The following is a 19,242-nucleotide window of genomic DNA, read 5'->3' as shown; positions in this document are numbered from 1 at the left end:
GGCTCGGTACACCTGGCTTCAGCCCGTGCGGTAACCCGGGGCGAACTCCCACCCGGGGTACGCGCCGGAGAGCCGGGCACCGTGCCGGTCCCAGTCGTCGGCGGGCAGCTTCTCCGGACCCTGGATCTTGATCTGCCCGGACCGAATGATGAATCCCCAGGAGAAGCCCGTGACCGCGCACACCGTCCGCGTCGCCCAGGTAAGGACGACAGGGAAAGAATCGTTTCAATGGTGCCCACCGGAGTCGTGGTGGTGAGGCCCGCAAACAAGAAAATCCCCGCCAGTCCCGGAGGAGGGCGGGGAGAAATCTCCCGGAGACTACATCACATCGGGTGCCGATGTTCGACTGACCGGGCCTCAGACCATCAGGCGTGGTCGTAGATCGAATGATCGCCGACTCGGCGACACTGCAGGGTCGGATCGCCGTCGTCCGAGGTGGTGAAGCGGAACGTGGCCCGGCCGTCCGGGGAGGCGAAGTTCCACGTCAGCGAGTAGACGTCGGTGCCGGTGAGCTTGTGAATGCGAAGCCGTACAGGCCAAGGGACCCTGCCGGTGTGAGCTCCCTGTTCGATGGCCGGGAGAAAATACTTGTAAATGGCTTCCTTGAACATGGCGTAGTGCTCGGGCGGAAGCCGTGACACATCCCGGAGAAAGGACGCGGTGCGTTCGTATCTCACTCGGAGCGCTCTCCGCGGACGGCGTCGATCTCGGCAAACAGGTCGTCCATGCTGTCAAAGGCGTGGGTGCGCCCCTCTTGAGCGTCGGCGTCGGCTTCGGCTTCGGCGGACTGCCATCCCGGGGTCCAGTACCACGCCTCCTCGGCCGGCACGATCGCAGCGACGCGGCGGCCCTGGTCAGTGAGATACGCGATCGTGTGGCGCTGGGCGGCAGTGCTGATGACATCGGGAAGATGTCCGTCGGCCTCGCTCAGCGGGATCTCGAAGGCGTCTTCACTCATGTCATGAGTGTAAGCGGGTGCGTGTGCGGGAGGCATATAACGCACTGTAGTGACATCGTCGCGTAATGGCGTGTAGTTCTCGCAGTCGAGTCGAACGACATGGTTCCACCGCCCGAGTCGAGTGACCAGGGTCAAGATGAGTGTCATGGTGCCCGGCCGCCGGGTCGAACTCGCCGGGGCGGCCGGCCTTGAGGCGGGCTGGTCAGCCGGTGCCCGGGTAGGCGCCTGGGGCCATGCCCTGGCCGCCGGGGCGGAAGGCGGCCGGGGCGTGCACGACCTTGGTCTGGACGTACTCCAGGAGCCCCTCCTCGCCGTACTCGCGGCCGTAGCCGCTGCGTTTGACGCCGCCGAAGGGGGCGCGCAGGGACATGCCGGTGCGGTTGTGGGTGTTGACGAAGACGAACCCGGCCTCCAGCCGCCCGGCCAGCGCGAACGCCCGCTCCTCGTCGGGCGACCAGACCGAGGCGCCGAGGCCCAGCTCGCCGGCGTTGGCCCTGGCCAGGACCTCCTCCTCGGTGTCGTAGACGAGCAGTGGGACGGCGGGGCCGAACTGCTCCTCGGCCACCAGCGGAGCCGCGTCATCCAGATCGGTCACCAGCACCGGGGTCACGAAATATCCGGCGTCGGGGTCGTGGCCGGGCGCCACCCGCCCGAGCGGCACCGCCGTCCCCCCGCGATCGGCCGAGGCGACCACCAGGGCGCGGATCCGGTCGGCGGCGGCCGCGGAGACGACCGGGCCCATGGACACCCCGGGCGTCAGGGGATCGCCGGTCACCAGGACCCGCTCCGCCGCCGCCACGTACGCCTCGGCGAACTCCGCCGCCCGCCCGCGCGGCACGTACAGCCGCTTGGCGGCCATGCACACCTGCCCGCTGGTCGCGAACGACGCCATCACCAGCCGTTCGTAGTCGGCGGTGGTCAGCGAGAAGTCCGGCAGGAACACGGCCGGGTCGTTGCCGCCCAGCTCCATGACGGAGGGCGTGAGCATCGCCCCCGCGTTCGCCGCGATCTCCCGGCCCGCCACGTCGCCGCCGGTGAAGGCCACCTTGCGCACCAGCGGATGACCGGCCAGCGCCCGGCCGGTCTCCGCGCCGCCGTGCACGGCGAACACGACGGGCAGGGCGGCGGCGACCTCGCCGACCGCCAGCGGCGCGAGCGGCGACGGTTTGAGCACCACCGTGTTGCCCGCCACCAGCGCGGGAGCCAGCTTGAGCAGCGCCAGGATGACCGGCGCGTTCCACGGCGTGACGCACCCCACGACGCCGTACGGCTCGCGGCTCACCACGAGCCGGCCCGCCTCGTCGTCCACCTCGGAAGAGGCGAGCACACGGGGAGCGTGGTCGCACACCCAGCGCAGGTAGGCGAGCGCGAAGCCGATCTCGCCCCGGCAGTCGGCCAGCGGCTTGCCGGACTCGCGGGCGAGCAGCGTGGCCAGTTCCTCCTGACGGGCGGCCAGCGTCTCGCCGCGTTCCCGCAGGATGTCCGCGCGGGCGGAGACGGGCAGGGCCGACCAGTCGCGGCGTTCCGCGTCGGCCCGCCGCACGGCGGCGTCCACCCCGGACGGGCCGGTGACCGGGACGTGGCCGACGATCTCGGCGATCCGGGCGGGGTTCTCGCGGGAGATCACACGGGCTCCCGGAGGGACGAGATCAGGCAGGCGCGCAGCAGGTGGGACCTGGCGGCCCCCGGGTCGGCGGCCAGCGCCCGCAACTCGGCGTGGTGGGCGGCCGGATCGGCCGAGCGCAGCTTCTCCCAGTTGCCGTGGCTGATGGCGCCGACGTGGTCCAGCGCCACCCGCCGCCGCCGGGCCGCGACCTCTTCCGGCGACCCCCCGCCCATGAAGCCGCCCATGAAGCCGTCAGGGGAGTCGGCGAGGGAACCGTCGCCGAGCAGGGAGCCGAGCAGGGAGGCGGCGAGCAGGACCGCGTCGTGGATGCCGCTGTTCATGCCGAGCCCGCCGAGCGGGTTGTTGACGTGCGCGGCGTCACCGGCGAGCAGCACCCGGCCGCTCGCGAAGGTGGCCGCCACCCGCTGGTGCACCCGGTAGAGCGAGGCGTGCGCCACCTCCCAGTCGCGCCCCGGGTCGGCCACGGCGCGCAGCCGCGCGGGCAGCCGGGCCAGCTCCGCCTCGTCGGAGGTGCCGGGAGGAGTGGGCAGCAGCACCCGCCAGTGGTCGGGCGTGCGCAGCAGCACCAGCCACTCCCCGGGGTCGAAGACGTAGTTGATCGGCTCCAGCCCGGGCAGCAGCCGCTCGACGGGCTCGGTGGTGGAGGCGACCAGGAAGCGTTCGGGGTAGGTCAGGCCCTCGAACGGGATGTCCAGCGCCCGCCGTACCGCCGAGTGGGCGCCGTCGGCGGCGATCAGCCAGTCGCCGGTGAAGGTGCCGCCCGCGTCCGTCGTCACGGCCACGCCTCCGGCGTCTGCAAGCACGCCGGCGGCCCGCTGCCCGAACAGCACCTGGCCGCCGTGCCGCCGCAGGTGGTCGAGCAGGATGGGCGTGAGCTTGCTCTGCTCGCACTGCACCCGGAACGGATAGGGGGTGTCGCCGGTCAGCACGCCGAGGTCGAGGGTGGCGATCGGGCCGCCCGACCGGTCGCGGTACTGGAAGGTCCGCGCGACCAGGCCGCGCTCCATCAGCTCGTCCAGCACTCCCAGCCCGGCGAGCATCTCCAGCGTCGGCGGGTGGAAGGTGGAGGCGCGCGACTCGGCGGCCAGCTCCGGCCCCGCCTCCAGCACGGTGACCGGCACGCCGGCGCGGGCCAGCGTCAGCGCGGCGGTCAGGCCGACCGGCCCGGCCCCCGCGACCAGGACGCGGCTCACAGGCCGCCCTCGACTCCGACGACCCTGGCTCCGGTGAAGAACAGGATCGTCTCGGCCGTGCCCTCCTCGCCCAGCCCTGACAGCCCCCACGCAGGGCGCGGCGTGAACAGGTGCAGGCTGAGCACGCTGGAGCCGTTGACCTTGACCTCGCCCGCGCGGATCCGCCGGGCGGCCGCGAGCGCCCGCTCCTCGTCGCCGCCCACGACGTAGCCCTCCAGCCCGTACGGGGTGCCGTTGGCCAGTGCCACGGCCTCGTCGACCGTGTCGTAGGGCACGACGGCGGCGACGGGGCCGAAGATCTCCTCCGCCAGGTCGGTCCCGGTGATCAGGGTGGGCGCCAGGAAGTTGCCCTTGTCCGGCACGCTTCCGTACGCCGTGGCCCGGCCGCCCGCCGCCTCGGTCGCGGCCCGGACCCGCCGCAGGTGGGTGGAGTGGACGAGCGGGCCGAACTCGGTGTCCGCCGCCAGCGGGTCGCCCGCGCGCAGGGCGGCCAGCCGCTCGCCGGTGGCTTCGACCAGCTCGTCCAGGCGTGCGCGCGGCACGAGGAGCCGGCCGAGGGCGCGGCACCACTGGCCGTTGAGCGAGGTGAGCAGCTCGGCGGCGGCACGGGCGGCGGCCCCGGTCTCGGCGTCGGGCATGACCAGCAGCGGGTTGTTGCCGCCGAGCTCCAGCTGCGCCGGCCGCAGGCCGGCCGCGCAGGCCGCGGCGACGGCCCGGCCCCCGGCCAGGCCCCCGGTGAAGGAGACCGCGCGGACGCGCGGGTCGGCGCACAGCCGGGCGCCCGTCTCGGCGCCGCCCCGCACGAGCTGGAAGACACCGGGCGGCAGCACCTCGGCCAGCGTCTCGGCCAGCAGCTGGGTGCCGTACGGGGCGTACTCGCTGACCTTGAGGATCACCGGGCAGCCGGCGGCCAGCGCGCTCGCGGTCTTGTGCGCGGCCATCGGCGCGGGGGCGTTCCACGGCGTCAGGCAGAGCGCGGGCCCCCACGGCAGCCGGTGCACCTCGACCGGGCGGCCGTCCTCGCGGGTCGCGGTGCGCAGCAGCAGCCCCTCGCGCAGCTGGGCGGCGGCCAGCGCGAACGCGCCGTGCACGATCACGCCGAGCGGGCCGGTCTGCCGGATCGGCACGCCGGTGGCGAAGGACTCCAGGGCGACGATCTCGTCGACCCGCCCGGCCAGCGCGGCGGCGGCGGCGTCGAGCAGGCCGGCGCGGTGCTCGGGCGTGGTGGCCGCCCACGAGGCGGCCACGCGGTCGGCGGTGGCGAGCGCCGTCTCGATCCGCCCGGCCGCCGAGCCCCGGGCGCGGCTCGCGACCTCGCCGGTGGCGGGCGCCTCCAGGTCGAAGCCGAGGTCGTCGGCGCAGGCCGCCCAGTCGCCGTCGACCAGGTCGGCCGGCTCGGGGAGCCGGATCACGACCGCTCCGCGGTGGCGAACAGCTCGTTCTGCCTGGCCTCCGTGACCAGCTGGGCGACCTCCAGCCGGCCGCGCTCGGCCGGGAACGTCATCACCAGGCCCATCGCCAGGTCGCGCAGCGCCCGGCCGATGACGCCGCCCATCATGGCGCCGGAGGTGCCCGAGGCCTTGAACGCGCCGAGCGCCACCTGGAAGCACGCCTCGGTGACCGCGCCCTTGCCCAGCCGCCACTGCCGGAAGACCTCCGGCTTGGGCCGCAGCGGCGGCTCGGAGGTCTCCAGCAGCAGCTGGCGGCGCACCCACAGGTAGGCGGTCTCCAGGTCCTTGGTCATCTCGCCGATGAGCACCTGGTGCATCGGCGAGGAGGCGATCGGCCGGCCCGTGTCGGCGAACGTCTTGCGGGTCAACTGCTCGATCACGACGTCGTAGACGTTCTGCGCGCACCCGGTGTAGACGGCGGCGATGGCCAGCTGGTTGCCGACGAAGCTGCCGCGGCTCATCTGGAGCATCCGGGTGAACGCCCCGGGGATGGTCATCGCCTCGTCGGCGGGGATGAACACCCCGTCCAGCCGGATGCCGTTGTTGGCCGTGGCCCGCATGCCGAGGCCGTCCCACGGCGCGCGCACCGACACGCCGGCCGCGTCGCGCGGCACGAAGAACGTGGCCAGCCCCTCGGCGGTCTCGTAGCCGTCGAGCTTGGCCGTGGTCAGGTAGTGGTCGGCCACCCCGGTGGCGCAGCCGAAGGACTTCTCACCGTCCAGGATCCAGCCGCCCTCGGTACGGCGGGCGGTGGTGGCGATGGTGATGTTGGCGCCGGAGCTCTTGACCGACTCGGAGGCGAAGTTGGCCAGCCAGGTGCCGGACGCCATCCGGGTCAGCACCTTCTCGGCGAACGCGCGCACGACCGGGATCTCGCCCTCGTCGAACAGCCCGGCCTCGATCGCCTCCAGCGGGAGCAGGCCGCGCGAGGCGCTGGTGTTGTGGAAGAAGTAGGCCAGGGCCGTGGAGGGGCAGGCGGTGCCCATCGCGAAGGTGGCGGCGGCCAGGTCGCGGAGCGTCCCCCCGAGGCCGCCGTACTCCTCCGGGACCACCAGCCCGAGCAGCCCGGCGTCGCGCAGCAGGGCCACGTGCTCGACGGGGAAGTCCGCCTCCTCGTCGGCCTTGGCCGCGGCGGCGCGCAGCGCGGGCAGCACGGACTCGACGCGTTCGGCGCGGGCCCGCTCGGCCGGAGTCATGTCGTCGACGAGGCGCTCGCCGGTCAGTCGGTCGGTCACGGTCAACCCTTCAGTTGGCGAATCCGCAGGTGTGTTCGGGAAGGAGGTCCAGCCGGGCGGCCCCGGCGATCAGCGTGTCCCGGTCGACGGCGCTGGCGACGTCGAGCTGCCCGGCGAGCAGCAGCACGTCCTCGGCGGGCAGCGCGCCGTCCACGCCGCCCAGGGTGGTGTCGAAGTGGCACACCCCGCTCTTCATCGCGACCAGCGCGTTGACCAGGCCGATGCCCTGGCGTTCGCGCAGCGCGACCCGGACCACGGCCGGCTCGGCGGCGGCGCAGGCGTCCTGGAGCAGGTCGCGGACCCGGACCGGGGTGGCGGGCTGGGGCCCGTCCCGCAGCCCGATCTCGTCGCAGCCGAGCTCGGCCAGCCGGGCGGCGGCCGAGAGCGTCCGGCCGGCGTGGTCCGCGGCGAACGCGTCGGGCAGGTAGCCGACCGTGGCCAGCCCGGCCCGCCGGGCCGCCTCCAGGATCGGGGCGGCCCGGTCGGCGGAGTCGCCGACGGCGAACTCGGCCACGCCCACTCCGGCCTCGGCCACCCTCGCCGCCTGTGCGGGGTCGGTGATCAGCGCCGAGGCGGTGGCCGGGTCGAGGTCCTCGCGGGGCGGCGGGTCGCCGTACCCGTCGAACAGGCGGACCCTGGTCCCGGCGGCGCGCAGCATCCGGGCGGCGCCGGCCAGCGTGGCGCCGCTGACGCCGCGGGCGCGCAGCACGGCGAGCAGCCCGATGTCGGCCACGGTGATCCGGTCGGGCAGCGGGTCGGCGAGCCGGCTCCAGGTCCGCGAGTGGAACAGGACGGGGGCCACCCGGCGCGGGGTGGCCGCCGCCAGCACCTCGCCGACGAAGATCGTGTGGTCTCCGCCGGGGTAGGCGTGCTCCACCCGGCAGTCGAGCCAGCCGATGGAGTCGGCCAGCACGGGCGAGCCGGTCGGGCCCGGCTCCCACCGCGCGCCGGCGAACCGGTCGGCGGCGCCGGCCCGTCCGGCGAACCGGCGGCCGATCGCGGCCTGGTCCCGGCCGAGGATGCTGACCGCGAAGGCGCCGTGCTCGCTCACGAGCCGGTGGGTCCTGGTGTCGCGCGCCAGGCAGATCAGGACCATCGGCGGGTCCAGGCTGACGCTGGAGAAGGAACTGGCCGTCATTCCGTGCCAGCCGTCGCCCGCTCCGGTGGTCACGATCACCACGCCGCTGGGCCACTGGGCCAGCACCGCGCGGAAGGTCTCGCCGTCAGTCGCCACTGCTCCTCACTGTTCCATTCATGGAAACACTGTAACGCTGAAGGTAACGACCTGGTCTTGCCGTGTCAATGTGACGTTGTTTCCCGTGGGGAAATCCTGCGCCCTAGACTGGCTCCGACGGGAACATTCACCTTGTGAGGGGGCCAGGTGCCAGTTCAGGCGGAGTCCGAGACCCAGAGCCGTTCCATCGCCGCCGTGGAGCGGGCGATGGACGTTCTGCTGCTGTTCGGCCGCAGCACGCGAGCCGATCTGGGGGTCACCGAGATCGCCACCGAGCTCGACCTGACCAAGGCCGCGGTGCACCGCATCCTCACCGCGCTGCGCAGCCGCGAGCTGATCGCGCTCGACCCCGTCACCCGGCGCTACTCACTCGGCCACGCGGCCATCGCGCTCGGCCGCGCCTACCTGGCGCGCACCGACCTGCGCGCGATGGCCGGCCCCGAGCTGCGCCGCCTGTCCTCGCGCGTGGGGGAGACCGCCACCCTGTCCGTACGCCGCGGCGACACGCGGCTCTACGTCGACCAGGTCGTCCCCGACCAGGAGCTGCGCATGGAGGTCTCGCTCGGCATCCCCTACCCGCTGCACGCGGGCAGCTCCTCCAAGGCGATCCTGGCCTTCCTGCGTCCCGACGACATCGAGGGCTACCTGGTCAGGCACGGCCTCGAACGCCTCACCGAGCGCACCATCACCGACCCCGCCAAGCTGCGCGCCGAGCTGACCGCGATCAGGCGCAGGGGCTACGCCACCTCGTTCGGCGAGCGTCAGGAGGGGTCGGTCTCGATCGCCGCGCCCGTCTTCGACCACGACGGCCTGGTGATCGCGGCCGTCAGCGTGTCGGGGCCCGGCTCCAGGTTCAAGCCGCGGCTGCAGGAGCAGGCGCCCCTCGTGGTCGAGTCGGCGGCCCGGCTGTCGGCCCAACTCGGCCACCACGGCTGAGCCGCTCGGCCACCACGGCTGAGCCGCACTCTCCTGGCGTCTCACGGCTCGCCACCCGGCGTCTCATGCCTCACCACCCGGGGTCGCACGGCTCGCCACCCGGCGTCTCATGCCTCGCCACCCGGGGTCGCAGGGCTCGGCGCCGTGCGACCCCGGTGGCTCACAGCTCGGCGGCCACCTCCCTGGCCAGCGCCCGAAGCTCGGGGTCCAGCCGGTCCAGTCGCTCGTCCAGGTCGTCGGCGAACCTCAGCCGCTCGATCGACGGGTCGTGCGGCCGGGCCTCCGGCATCCAGGCGGAGTGGATCATGAACGGGATCACCGTGCCGGGCGAGGGGGCGAGCGTCGCGACCGGGCCGCGCGACACGTCGGCCGCGTCGAACAGCTCCACCCGGAACCTCGCGTCGTTGTGCACCACCACGGCCAGGTAGCCGTCGTGACCGCCCGGCTCGGACCCGGCGTACCTCGACCTGCCCGGGCCGCCGGGCGCGCGGGGCACGAAGATCGGCGAGGTGGGGTAGTCGTCCAGCGGCCAGGCCCACTCCGCCAGCGGCTTGAGCGAGTCGCGGTCGAGCGAGGCCAGCACCGAGGGCGTCTCCTCGCGGGGGAACAACGACCGGTCGATCCGGTCGCCGTAGTTGCGCAGCAGCCGCGCGCTGACCGCCTCGGGGTGGAAGCCCTGGAAGACCAGGTGGTGGCGGGTGGGGCGGAGCTGCCCCTCGAAGGACCAGTCGATGGCCGACAGCTCGGCCTGCCAGTAGCGGCCCGGGTCGCGCAGCCGGGCCACGTCGGTCACCGTGCCGGCCCCGGGGTCGAACTCCATCACGGTCACCACGGCCGGACTCGCGCCGTGGCAGTACATGCCGCGCAGGGCCGGGTCGACGGGCCTGCCGAAGACGTCGATGTCGTCCTCGCGCAGGTAGAGGCCGATGTCGACGCCGGGCGAGTGCTCCATGACGACGCGGACGCCCGCCGAGTCGTCGTAGGTCGCGTAGAAGTGGTTGACCTCCGGCGCGATCCGGAAGACGGTCCCGTGGACGGCCGTGCCGGGCCGGGTCGCGTCCAGCGTGTCCTTGCGCACCAGCAGCAACGGCCCGTCGGGGTTGTTGGTGACCGTCCGCTCGCCGGTGCCGAGCACCTCGTCCAGGTCCACCTTGTACGCGGTGTCGGCCAGCACCAGCCAGTCGCGGGTCTGCGTGATGGTGTGCGTGGCCTGCGGGAAGACGGCGCCCTCCACCGGCCAGCGGCGTACGTGCCCGCCCTCGCCGTCGTAGCGGATCACCGACAGGGCGCCGGTCATCGGGTCGCGGGTGACCGACCACAGGCAGCCGCGCTCGGGGTCGATGACCGGGTGGGCGGTGCTCAGGATCGACGGCAGCACCGGGGCGTCCAGCACCGGCGCCCAGTCGTCGCGGTGGCCGACTTCGGCGACGAAGCCCAGTGTGACCGGGTCGACCTCGACCGGCCGGCCGGCGTCCCAGGTGGCCAGCAGCCGGTCGCCCCACGGCAGCGGGGCCGTGTTGGCCGCGTTGACGGCGCCGAACGGGGAGTTGGTGCCGACCGGGCCGGCCGTGAACAGGTCGGGCCGCCGGCGGCGCAGCCGTACGGACGGGGAGTCGATCACGTTCGCCCGCCAGGCGAACCGGCCGCCGGGGCCGGGCGTGAGTGAGAGCCGCACCAGCACGCCGTCGCCGAAGAAGGCGTGCACGGGGTGGGTGCGCTGGTCGGAGCTGCTGATCACCATGTGCCCGGAGACGTCCGACGGCCAGGCGCCCTGGACGACGTCGAGCTCCAGGTCGGACGGATCAGCCTTGGTGAGGATGGAACGCGGAATCGGCATGGGGGCCTCCCTCTGTCATCCCTGTCATCACAGGATCGCACCTGGTTTGAGTACTCCGAGGACGGCGGCGGCCAGCACGCTGCCCCAGATCATCCACACGTAGGGCAGGCAGCCGTCGACCGAGCGGCGCAACGTCCGCTCCACCTCGGGCGTCGAGCCCGAGGCCATCAGCGTGCCGAAGGCCGGGCCGAACGGCCGCAGCGTGAGCCGGATGCCGAGTCCGGCCGCGATGGCCAGGGTGTAGAGCGCCAGCTTGCCGCCCAGCCAGCGCGGATTGGTCTGCACGCCGAACGGCTCCGCGGCCAGCAGCGTGTAGCCGGCCGACACGGCGATGGCCGCGATCAGCGCGATCCGGATCGTCCAGTCCGCCTTGCGGACCAGCGGGAAGCGCCCGTGGGTGCGGTGGTCGGCCACGGTCAGCGCCAGCCAGCCGAGCGCGAAGACCCACACGAGCAGCACCGACCAGAGCGGGAAGAGCGCGACGCCGAGGAAGGTCGCGCCGTGCGGGTCCAGGGCCATCAGGGTGACCCCGCTCGGCAGGAACAGCACCAGGCAGATCTTCGGACCGAGGTCCAGCCCGCTCATGACGCCGAGCGCGGCGGCGCGGGCCTGCGGCGTCAGCTCGGGGCGGAGCACGAACCTGCTGGAGTAGTAGACGCCCAGGTCGCCGCCGAGCCAGAAGACGAACAGCACCAGGTGGAGGACGATCCACCAGCCGTGCGGATGGGCTCCCAACGCGTGCCTCCACTCACCCGAAGATTTGTGGAACGACGTTACACTGTCCGAAACGGTGTCGCTAGGCGGGGGACGGGCGGGCGAAGCCGCGTTCCGAGCGGTTGAGCCGGAAGCCATCGAGCCGCTCGAAGTCGAGTTCGCAGGCCGAGACGGCGTGCCCGGCCCGGCCGGTGAAGTAGCCCTCAGGGTCCGGCGGGCACGGGTCGGCGAACCCCGTCACCCCGGCGCACGGCTGCCCGTGGTAGGTCACCTCGTGATGCCAGTCGCTCACCGCCACGTACGTCATGAACTCGTAGGCCCTGGCCACGCTCAGGTGCTGCCACAGCGCGCGGGCCGGCGCGGGCGTCGGCCACTGGGTCACCGAGAACGCCGGCACCAGCACCGCGTCGGCGTGCTGCGACAGGCTGGCCGAGTACCACAGGTCGGCGCAGAGCAGCACGAGCAGTCGCCGCCCGTCCTGCTCGAAGGCGGCGCCCCCGGTCCCCGGCAGCACGCCGTCCCGCGCCTCCACCCCGTACGGGTGGCGCTTGTCGTAGCGGGCCACCACCTCGCCCGCCGGGTCCACGACGGCGCCCCGGTTGACCGTGCCCGAGGCCGTCACGTCGTAGTGCGAGCCGCCCACCACGGCCGCCCGGGACGCCGCGGCCAGGCCGCGCAGCCTGTCGAGGTACGCCGCACCGGGCAGGCTGGATCCCACCAGTTCCGGCAGGAGCACCAGGTCGCCCGGTGCGGGCGGCTCGGCCTCCAGCATCGCCTCGACCTGATCGAAGTTCGCGTGACCGTCGGCGGACCAGCTCCGGGGCTGGACGAGTAACACCCTCACCCGTCAATCGTGCCAGATCATGACATTCGCCTCGGGTGAGAGCGGTGGATCAGCCTCGGTTCCCCGTGCCATGGGCGGCCCCCGGCATGTCAGCCGGACGGTGGGTAGGGGTGGCGGATGAGCAACCGACGAAAGAGGAACGGTTTCGCCCGCACCCTGCTCGGCACGGCCACGGCGGTCACCGCCGCCGCCGTGACGGGAGGGATGGCCGGCGACACGGACTCCACCTGGTATCGCAGGCTGCGCAAGCCGCGCTGGCAGCCGCCCGGCTGGGCCTTCGGCGTGGTGTGGCCGGTGCTCTACGCCACGATCGCCTACGCCGGGGCCCGCGCCCTGGCCGCATCCGACGACCGGCCCGGCGTGACCCGCGCGCTGGCCGTCAATCTCGCCCTCAACGCCGCCTGGACGCCGTTGTTCTTCCGCGCGCACGCGCCCCGCCTGGCCATGGCCGATCTGCTGGCGCTCAACGCCTCCAACGCGGTGCTGGTGAGCCGGTGCCTGCGCGCCGACCGCGGCGCGGGGCTGACGCTGCTGCCGTACACGGGCTGGACGTTGTTCGCCACGGCGCTGAACGGGTGGATCGCCGCCCGCAATCCCGGGGACTGACACCCCGCGCCTGAAGTCGGGGTTGAGTGGATTAACGGTGATATCGGATGTGTGCTCCGGTATGGGGATCGTGCTCTAAGGTGATCGAAAATCGACATACGCCTCAAGCGCTTCCCGAACGGAGCCCTATGGACGACGAGACCGCCCAGTCCGCGTGGGATCGCGTCGACACGACCAAGCCCCACTCCGCCCGCGTATGGGACTACATGCTCGGCGGCAAGAACAACTACCAGCCGGACAAGGAGGCGGGTGACACCATCCTGGCGTTGTTCCCGGCCTTCGCCCAGGTGGCCCGCCTCCAGCGGGAGTTCCTGATCCGCTCGGTCCGCTTCCTGGCCGGCGAGGCCGGCATCCGCCAGTTCCTCGACATCGGCACCGGCCTGCCCACCGCGAACAACACCCACGAGGTCGCCCAGGCGGTGGCGCCCGAGTCGCGGATCGTCTACGTCGACAACGACCCGCTGGTCCTGGTGCACGCCCGTGCCCTGCTGACCAGCACGCCCGAGGGCGCCACCGACTACCTCGACGCCGACGTGCGCGACCCCGAGGCGATCCTGGAGGGCGCAGCCAAGACACTCGACTTCAGCCGGCCCATCGGGCTGACCATGCTGAGCATCGCCGGCCAGGTCACCGACGCCGACGACCCCAAGGGCATCGTCAAGCGACTGGTCGACCGGCTCCCCTCGGGCAGCTACCTGGCCCTCAGCGACGGCGTCAACACCGATCCGGCGCTCGTCACGGCCGTGTCGAGCTACAACGCCAACGCGGCCTTCCCCTACAACCTGCGCAGCCCGGAGATGATCGCGACCTTCTTCGAGGGGCTCGAACTGGTGGAACCCGGCGTGGTGCCGACGCCGCACTGGCGCCCCGACGGCGGCGTGATCAACCCGGCGCTCCCGCTGAGCGCCGTGTGCGGCGTGGGCCGCAAGCCCTGAGCACCCGCACGGCACGGCCCAGGTCACTCGCATCATCCATCGGGATCATGGGTTTGACCTGGGCGGACGCGCCTTCTCCCGAGGTCGCCGGACATAGGTGGCGCGGTACCGGGGGGCACGTGCCGTGACGCGGCGTACGTGTTAGCGTGGAGTAGTTGCAGTTGTGGTACCCATGAACATCGGTGCACCTGACGGGACGTGACCTCAGGTGCATTTGTTTTTGCTGGTCATCTCCGGATGGGTTCATCACGACCGCGCAGAGGCCGCACGGTGCGGCCTCGGCTCAACCAGAGGAGATCGGCATGGCCACCGGAACCGTGAAGTGGTTCAACGCTGAAAAGGGTTTCGGCTTCATCGAGCAGGACGGCGGCGGCGCCGACGTCTTCGCCCACTACTCGAACATCGCGACCCAGGGCTACCGTGAGCTGCACGAGGGCCAGAAGGTGTCCTTCGACATCACGCAGGGCCAGAAGGGCCCGCAGGCCGAGAACATCGTTCCCGCCTGACACAGCGCACACCACGAGCCGGGTCCCGCGCGGGGCCCGGCTCGTGGCATGTGTGGTGAGGGTTTGCGACCTTTGTCAGCGCCACAGGCAACTACATGGGGTTAGGGGGGAATACTAACCGTGACCGGGGCCTGAGCCCCGCGGACCATGTCAGGGCGATGCCAGGCCGACAAGGGGGCTCCAGGCGATGAGCGCTGCCATACCGGATACCGCGCTGGACGAGGTCCACATTCTGTGGACCTCCGAGGGCATGAGCTGCGACGGGGACACCGTCTCCGTCACGGCCGCCACGCAGCCGAGCATCGAGGACGTGCTCCTCGGTCTCGTGCCGGGCCTGCCGAAGGTCCACCTGCACAACAAGGTGCTGGCCAAGGAGACGGGCGCCGAGTTCATGACGGCCTTCCACGAGGCCGCCGAGGGACGGCTCGGCCCGTACGTCCTCGTCGTCGAGGGATCGATCCCCAACGAGAACATCAACGGCGACGGCTACTGGACGTCCATGGGCAACGACCCGGTCACCGGCGACCCGATCACGTTCAACACCTGGATCGATCGGCTGGCGCCCGGAGCGTGGGCGGTGATCGCGATCGGCACCTGCGCGACCTACGGCGGCATCCACGCCATGGCCGGCAACCCCACCGGATGCATGGGGCTCTCCGACTACCTGGGCGCCGGCTTCCGCTCGGCGGGCGGCCTGCCCATCGTCAACGTGCCCGGCTGCCCGGTGCAGCCCGACAACTTCATGGAGACCCTGACCTGGCTGCTCTACCAGGCGGCGGGGCTCTCGCCGATGATCCCGCTCGACAAGGAGCTCCGGCCCACCTGGCTGTTCGGCAAGACCGTGCACGAGGGCTGCGACCGGGCCGGCTACTACGAGCAGGGCGACTTCGCCGGGGACTACAACTCGCCGAAGTGCCTGGTGAAGGTCGGCTGCTGGGGGCCCGTCGTCAACTGCAACGTGACCAAGCGCGGCTGGATGGACGGCGTCGGCGGCTGCCCCAACGTGGGTGGCATCTGCATCGGCTGCACGATGCCCGGCTTCCCGGACAAGTTCATGCCGTTCATGGACCAGCCCCCCGGAGGCACGGTCTCCTCGACGATGACCACGGCCTACGGCGCCCTGATCCGCAGGCTCCGCGCCATCACCAACAAGACGGCCAACCACGAGCCCAAGTGGCGCCACAACGGTCCGAAACTGACAAGCGGGTACGACCCCCGCTGGCACGGCTAGAGGGGGAACGCCGACGTGACCGCGCGTATGGAACAGGCGCAGGAGACCCGCCAGCTGGTGGACATGTCCTGGGATCCGATCACCAGGATCATCGGCAACCTGGGCATCTACACCAAGATCGACTTTAACAACAGCGAGGTGGTGGAGTGCAAGAGCACGTCCTCGCTGTTCCGCGGCTACAGCGTGTTCATGAAGGGCAAGGACCCACGTGACGCGCACTTCATCACCAGCCGCATCTGCGGCATCTGCGGCGACAACCACGCGTCCTGCTCGGTCTACGCGCAGAACATGGCGTACGGGGTCAAGCCTCCGCCGCTGGCGGACTGGATCATCAACCTCGGCGAGGCCGCCGAGTACATGTTCGACCACACGCTCTTCCAGGACAACCTGGTCTTCGTCGACTACTGCGAGCAGATGGTCAAGGAGACCAACCCCAGCCTGCTGCGCAGGGCCGAGACCACCGAGGCGCCCCATGGCGGCGTGCACGGCTGCCGGACGATCGCCGACATCATGCGCGCCTTCAACCCGTTCACCGGCTCGATGTACCGCGAGGCGCTGCAGGTCAGCCGGGTCACCAGGGAGATGTGCTGCCTGATGGAGGGGCGGCACGTGCACCCCTCGACGCTCTATCCCGGCGGCGTCGGTACGGTGGCGACCCCGCAGCTGTTCACCGACTACCTGTCCCGCCTGCTCAGAGTCCTCGACTTCATCAAGAAGGTCGTCCCGATGAACGACGACCTCTTCGACTTCTTCTACGAGGCGCTGCCCGGCTACGAGGAGGTCGGCCGGCGGCGCGTCATGCTGGGCTGCTGGGGCTCGTTCCAGGACCCCGAAGTGGTCGACTACGACTACCGGCACATGGCCGACTGGGGCCGCCGGATGTTCGTGACACCCGGCATCGTGCTCGACGGGCAGCTGCGCACCACCAGCCTGGTCGACATCAACCTCGGCATCAGGATCCTGCTGGGCAGCTCCTACTACGACGACTGGCAGAACGAGGAGACCTTCGTCAGCCACGACCCGCTGGGCAACCCGATCGACCAGCGCCACCCGTGGAACCAGACGACGCTGCCCAAGCCGCAGAAGCGCGACCTGGAGGACGGCAACTACAGCTGGGTCATGAGCCCCCGCTGGTTCGACTCCCACTCCGGCGACCATCTCGCGCTCGACACCGGCGGCGGGGCGCTCGCCAGGCTCTGGTCGACGGCCCTGGCCGGTCTGGTCGACACGGGCACGGTCCGGGCCACCGGGCACAGCGTGGAGATCAACCTGCCCAAGAGCTCCGCCTTCCCGGAGATGCGGCTGGAGTGGAACATCCCGAAGTGGGCCAACACGCTGGAGCGCAACCGGGCCCGCATCTACTTCGTCGCCTACGCGGCAGGGATGGCGTTCCACTTCATCGACCAGGCGATGGCCGAGATCAGGGCCGGGCGCACCAAGGTCTTCACCGACTTCGAGGTGCCGGAGGAGGCGATCGGCTGCGGCTTCCACGAGGCGGTCCGGGGCGTCCTGTCGCACCACATGGTGATCCGCGACGGGAAGATCGCCAATTACCACCCGTACCCGCCCACCCCGTGGAACGCCAGCCCCAGGGACAGCTACGGCACACCGGGGCCGTACGAGGACGCGGTCCAGGGCCTGCCGATCTTCGAGGAGAACGGGCCGGAGAACTTCAAGGGCATCGACATCATGCGGACCGTCCGCAGCTTCGACCCGTGCCTGCCCTGCGGGGTCCACATGTACCTCGGCGACGGGAAGGTGCTCCAACAGGTGCACTCCCCGACGCTCGGCACGAGCATCTCCGGTTAGGCCGCCGTGGACGACCAGGAGCTGGCCGGCCGCTTGAGCCGCGTCGACGCCCTGCTGGACGAGGTGACCGATGCGCGCGGGGTCGAATTCGTCGAGGCGCTGCTCGACCTGTACGGCGAGGCGCTGTCACGGGTGATGACGGTGGCCTCGGCGGCAGGGGAGGGCTTGGCCGAGCGGCTGGCCGCCGACGGGCTGGTCTCGCACCTGCTGCTGCTGCACGGCCTGCACCCGCTGGACGCGCGCACCCGCATCGAGCAGGCGCTGCGGGTGGCGCGCAAGCGGCTCGGCGGTGGCAGCGCGGACGTCGTGGCCGTCGAGCCGGACGTGGTCCGGCTGCGCCTGCGGCCCGCGCGCGGCGGCTGCCGCTCGTCGGCGGCGACGCTGACCGCGGCCCTGGAGCAGGCGGTACGCGCCGCCGCGCCGGAGATCGAGGCGGTCGAGATCGAGGTCGAGAACCCGCCGGCGCCGCCCGTCGTGGTCCCCGTCGAGTCGCTGCGCCGCATCACCGGGCGTGACCGTCCCGGGACACCGGCGTCGTGACGCGGCGGACCGAGGGAGGCGCCCTGCGCCGGCTGATCACCCGGCGCGCGGCGGCGCCTGCCGGGGAGCCCGAGCAGGAGCAGGAGCCGGTCCTGGAGCGGTGCGAGCTGTGCGCCGGCCCCGTCCCGCCCGGCCACCGCCACCTGCTCGACCTTTCGGCCCGCGAGCTGCGCTGCGCCTGCCGGGCCTGCGCGGTGCTCTTCGACAGCCCGGCCGCCGGCGGCCAGAGCCATCGCCTGGTGTCGGACCGCCGGTGGCTGCTGGACGGCTTCGCGCTGGACGACCAGACCTGGGCCGGTCTGCGCATCCCCGTGCGGATGGCGTTCGTGCTCCAGGACTCGGCGGCGGGCCGGACCGCGCTGTTCTATCCCAGCCCCGCCGGGGCCGTCGAATCACCGCTGGACGAGCACACCTGGCGGGAGCTGACCGAGACCAACCCCGTGCTCGGCCGGCTCGCCCCCGACGTCGAGGCCCTGCTCGTGAACCGGACCGGCGAGGCCAGGGAGCACTGGATCGTGCCCGTCGACGAGTGCTACACGCTCGTCGGGCTGCTCCGCACCCACTGGAGAGGACTCGCCGGAGGGGCCGAGGTCTGGGCCGAGATCACGCACTTCTTCACCGAACTACGCCGCCGGTCCACGACCGTGGCCGCGGCCGACGACCGGCTTCACCGCTGAGTCAAGGGGGGACCAGGCAATGGCCAGCAGGAAGAAGGACCCGCACATCAGGACAGGACACTCCCACGTGCGCCCGGACACCCCGTCGCACATCAGGGGAGTCCACGAGGGCAACGCGGTCGGCAACTACGAAAGGCAGGCCGGCCATCTGCCGGACGGGCGCTCGACCGCCGCGCGCTCCACCGGCATCGACGCTCACGGCCGCGAGCCCATCCACCCCGACATGCCCAACCTCTCACCCGCCTGACCGGGGGACACACGATGACATCCGGGCCGCCGGAGCTGCGGATAGCGGTCGACGGGGTGCGGGTGGCGGAGTTCGCCGCCCTGCCGACCCTGGAGTTCGGCCTCACGATCGACGGCGCGGACGGGGTCGAGGTGCGCTCCGTCGTGCTCAACACCCAGATCCGCATCGCCGCCGCCCGCCGTACGTACGGGCGAGCCGACCAGGCGCGGCTCGTCGAGCTGTTCGGCGCGCCCGAGCAGTGGAGCAGGAGCGTGACGAGCCTGCTGTGGACGCAGACCGTCACGCACCTGCCCGCGTTCACCGGCAGCACGGCCGCCGCCATCCCGGTGGCCTGCACCTACGACTTCGACGTCGCGGCGGTCAAGTACTTCCACGGCCTCGGCGACGGCGAGATCCCGCTGGAGTTCCTCTTCAGCGGCACCATCTTCTACCTGGCGGACGACCGGCTGCAGGCCGCGCGCATCGCCTGGGACACCGAGGCGGAGTTCCGCATGCCGGTGCGGACGTGGAAGGACCTGATGGAGCACTACTTTCCGGCGAGCGCCTGGCTGCGGCTGGGGCGCGACGCCTTCGACCGCCTGCACGCCTACCGGAGCCGCCACACCCTGGCCGGCTGGGACGACGTGGTCGAGTCGCTGCTGAGGACGGGCGGGAGCTGAGCG

Annotated in this window: 21 protein-coding genes; 10 read left to right on the top strand and 11 right to left on the bottom strand. The window is 72.0% G+C overall.

Translation table 11 applies throughout. The features are described 5' to 3' along the window. Nucleotides 1-18: 18 nt before the first annotated feature. From AB0I38_RS04805 to AB0I38_RS04770, 8 genes are all read right to left on the bottom strand, one after another. On the bottom strand, nucleotides 19-183 hold the full coding sequence (locus AB0I38_RS04805; RefSeq protein WP_358461931.1) for a hypothetical protein: 165 nt from the start codon (nucleotides 181-183) through the stop codon (nucleotides 19-21). A gap of 182 nt (nucleotides 184-365) precedes the next feature. Continuing rightward, nucleotides 366-611, bottom strand: coding sequence for a hypothetical protein (locus tag AB0I38_RS04800; RefSeq protein ID WP_358461928.1), 246 nt, complete (start codon nucleotides 609-611; stop codon nucleotides 366-368). Between the two features lie 62 nt (nucleotides 612-673). Continuing rightward, a complete protein-coding gene (locus tag AB0I38_RS04795) occupies nucleotides 674-958 on the bottom strand; it encodes a hypothetical protein (RefSeq protein ID WP_358461925.1) in 285 nt (94 codons plus the stop codon). Nucleotides 959-1,160: 202 nt separating this feature from the next. After that, entirely contained in the window at nucleotides 1,161-2,585 is a 1,425-nt protein-coding gene (locus AB0I38_RS04790; RefSeq protein ID WP_358461922.1) for an aldehyde dehydrogenase family protein, read from the bottom strand. Continuing rightward, on the bottom strand, nucleotides 2,582-3,778 hold the full coding sequence (locus AB0I38_RS04785; RefSeq protein ID WP_358461919.1) for an FAD-dependent oxidoreductase: 1,197 nt from the start codon (nucleotides 3,776-3,778) through the stop codon (nucleotides 2,582-2,584). Before AB0I38_RS04785 ends, AB0I38_RS04790 begins: the two co-directional genes overlap by 4 nt. Then, complete coding sequence (locus tag AB0I38_RS04780; RefSeq protein WP_358461916.1) at nucleotides 3,775-5,190, bottom strand: aldehyde dehydrogenase family protein; 1,416 nt, start codon at nucleotides 5,188-5,190, stop codon at nucleotides 3,775-3,777. Before AB0I38_RS04780 ends, AB0I38_RS04785 begins: the two co-directional genes overlap by 4 nt. Beyond that, nucleotides 5,187-6,464 carry an acyl-CoA dehydrogenase family protein gene (locus AB0I38_RS04775; RefSeq protein ID WP_358461913.1) on the bottom strand — a complete coding sequence of 426 codons (1,278 nt, stop codon included), beginning with the start codon at nucleotides 6,462-6,464 and terminating at the stop codon, nucleotides 5,187-5,189. The genes AB0I38_RS04780 and AB0I38_RS04775 overlap by 4 nt, the downstream gene beginning before the upstream one ends. A 10-nt stretch (nucleotides 6,465-6,474) precedes the next feature. After that, on the bottom strand, nucleotides 6,475-7,698 hold the full coding sequence (locus tag AB0I38_RS04770; protein WP_358461910.1) for a flavin reductase: 1,224 nt from the start codon (nucleotides 7,696-7,698) through the stop codon (nucleotides 6,475-6,477). Nucleotides 7,699-7,845: 147 nt separating this feature from the next. Here AB0I38_RS04770 and AB0I38_RS04765 point away from each other — a divergent pair, with 147 nt between their 5' ends. Beyond that, nucleotides 7,846-8,634 (top strand): IclR family transcriptional regulator, encoded by a 789-nt coding sequence (locus AB0I38_RS04765; RefSeq protein WP_358461907.1) that lies wholly within the window; start codon nucleotides 7,846-7,848, stop codon nucleotides 8,632-8,634. Between the two features lie 160 nt (nucleotides 8,635-8,794). Here AB0I38_RS04765 and AB0I38_RS04760 read toward each other — a convergent pair whose 3' ends face one another. The 3 genes from AB0I38_RS04760 to AB0I38_RS04750 form a co-directional block, all read right to left on the bottom strand. Next, nucleotides 8,795-10,471, bottom strand: coding sequence for a carotenoid oxygenase family protein (locus AB0I38_RS04760; RefSeq protein ID WP_358461904.1), 1,677 nt, complete (start codon nucleotides 10,469-10,471; stop codon nucleotides 8,795-8,797). Nucleotides 10,472-10,498: 27 nt separating this feature from the next. Further along, the gene (locus AB0I38_RS04755) at nucleotides 10,499-11,206 is read right to left on the bottom strand and encodes a hypothetical protein (RefSeq protein ID WP_358461901.1); all 708 of its coding nucleotides are present in this window, start codon (nucleotides 11,204-11,206) and stop codon (nucleotides 10,499-10,501) included. Nucleotides 11,207-11,267: 61 nt separating this feature from the next. Next, complete coding sequence (locus tag AB0I38_RS04750; protein WP_358461898.1) at nucleotides 11,268-12,029, bottom strand: carbon-nitrogen hydrolase family protein; 762 nt, start codon at nucleotides 12,027-12,029, stop codon at nucleotides 11,268-11,270. A 117-nt stretch (nucleotides 12,030-12,146) separates the two neighbouring features. Between AB0I38_RS04750 and AB0I38_RS04745 the strand changes: the two genes are divergently transcribed. From AB0I38_RS04745 to AB0I38_RS04705, 9 genes are all read left to right on the top strand, one after another. Then, a complete protein-coding gene (locus AB0I38_RS04745; RefSeq protein ID WP_358461895.1) occupies nucleotides 12,147-12,635 on the top strand; it encodes a TspO/MBR family protein in 489 nt (162 codons plus the stop codon). 128 nt (nucleotides 12,636-12,763) lie between these two features. After that, on the top strand, nucleotides 12,764-13,570 hold the full coding sequence (locus AB0I38_RS04740; RefSeq protein WP_358461892.1) for an SAM-dependent methyltransferase: 807 nt from the start codon (nucleotides 12,764-12,766) through the stop codon (nucleotides 13,568-13,570). 302 nt (nucleotides 13,571-13,872) lie between these two features. Then, a complete protein-coding gene (locus AB0I38_RS04735; RefSeq protein WP_189127616.1) occupies nucleotides 13,873-14,076 on the top strand; it encodes a cold-shock protein in 204 nt (67 codons plus the stop codon). A gap of 187 nt (nucleotides 14,077-14,263) precedes the next feature. Then, nucleotides 14,264-15,307 carry a hydrogenase expression protein HypE gene (locus tag AB0I38_RS04730; protein ID WP_358461889.1) on the top strand — a complete coding sequence of 348 codons (1,044 nt, stop codon included), beginning with the start codon at nucleotides 14,264-14,266 and terminating at the stop codon, nucleotides 15,305-15,307. Between the two features lie 15 nt (nucleotides 15,308-15,322). After that, a complete protein-coding gene (locus AB0I38_RS04725; protein ID WP_358461886.1) occupies nucleotides 15,323-17,116 on the top strand; it encodes a nickel-dependent hydrogenase large subunit in 1,794 nt (597 codons plus the stop codon). Nucleotides 17,117-17,122: 6 nt separating this feature from the next. Next, on the top strand, nucleotides 17,123-17,656 hold the full coding sequence (locus AB0I38_RS04720; protein ID WP_358461883.1) for a NifU family protein: 534 nt from the start codon (nucleotides 17,123-17,125) through the stop codon (nucleotides 17,654-17,656). Next, nucleotides 17,653-18,333: a DUF5947 family protein gene (locus tag AB0I38_RS04715; RefSeq protein ID WP_358461880.1), complete on the top strand. Its 681-nt coding sequence runs from the start codon at nucleotides 17,653-17,655 to the stop codon at nucleotides 18,331-18,333. The genes AB0I38_RS04720 and AB0I38_RS04715 overlap by 4 nt, the downstream gene beginning before the upstream one ends. Nucleotides 18,334-18,352: 19 nt before the next feature. Further along, nucleotides 18,353-18,580, top strand: coding sequence for a hypothetical protein (locus AB0I38_RS04710; RefSeq protein ID WP_358461877.1), 228 nt, complete (start codon nucleotides 18,353-18,355; stop codon nucleotides 18,578-18,580). 14 nt (nucleotides 18,581-18,594) lie between these two features. Then, nucleotides 18,595-19,239: a DUF6084 family protein gene (locus AB0I38_RS04705; RefSeq protein WP_358461874.1), complete on the top strand. Its 645-nt coding sequence runs from the start codon at nucleotides 18,595-18,597 to the stop codon at nucleotides 19,237-19,239. Nucleotides 19,240-19,242: the final 3 nt, after the last annotated feature.

It is taken from the genome of Nonomuraea cavernae, from assembly GCF_040655715.1.
GTDB lineage: Bacteria > Actinomycetota > Actinomycetes > Streptosporangiales > Streptosporangiaceae > Nonomuraea > Nonomuraea cavernae_A.
Note: the sequence above shows the minus strand (reverse complement) of the source record. Positions and strands in the feature narration are given on the sequence as shown.

Excerpts from the sequence above, each read along its gene's own strand:
- AB0I38_RS04800 (WP_358461928.1), bottom strand. The coding sequence starts at position 611 with ATGTTCAAGGAAGCCATTTACAAGTATTTTCTCCCGGCCATCGAACAG.
- AB0I38_RS04795 (WP_358461925.1), bottom strand. The coding sequence starts at position 958 with ATGAGTGAAGACGCCTTCGAGATCCCGCTGAGCGAGGCCGACGGACAT.
- AB0I38_RS04760 (WP_358461904.1), bottom strand. The coding sequence starts at position 10,471 with ATGCCGATTCCGCGTTCCATCCTCACCAAGGCTGATCCGTCCGACCTG.
- AB0I38_RS04745 (WP_358461895.1), top strand. The coding sequence starts at position 12,147 with ATGAGCAACCGACGAAAGAGGAACGGTTTCGCCCGCACCCTGCTCGGC.
- AB0I38_RS04740 (WP_358461892.1), top strand. The coding sequence starts at position 12,764 with ATGGACGACGAGACCGCCCAGTCCGCGTGGGATCGCGTCGACACGACC.
- AB0I38_RS04735 (WP_189127616.1), top strand. The coding sequence starts at position 13,873 with ATGGCCACCGGAACCGTGAAGTGGTTCAACGCTGAAAAGGGTTTCGGC.
- AB0I38_RS04730 (WP_358461889.1), top strand. The coding sequence starts at position 14,264 with ATGAGCGCTGCCATACCGGATACCGCGCTGGACGAGGTCCACATTCTG.
- AB0I38_RS04710 (WP_358461877.1), top strand. The coding sequence starts at position 18,353 with ATGGCCAGCAGGAAGAAGGACCCGCACATCAGGACAGGACACTCCCAC.
- AB0I38_RS04705 (WP_358461874.1), top strand. The coding sequence starts at position 18,595 with ATGACATCCGGGCCGCCGGAGCTGCGGATAGCGGTCGACGGGGTGCGG.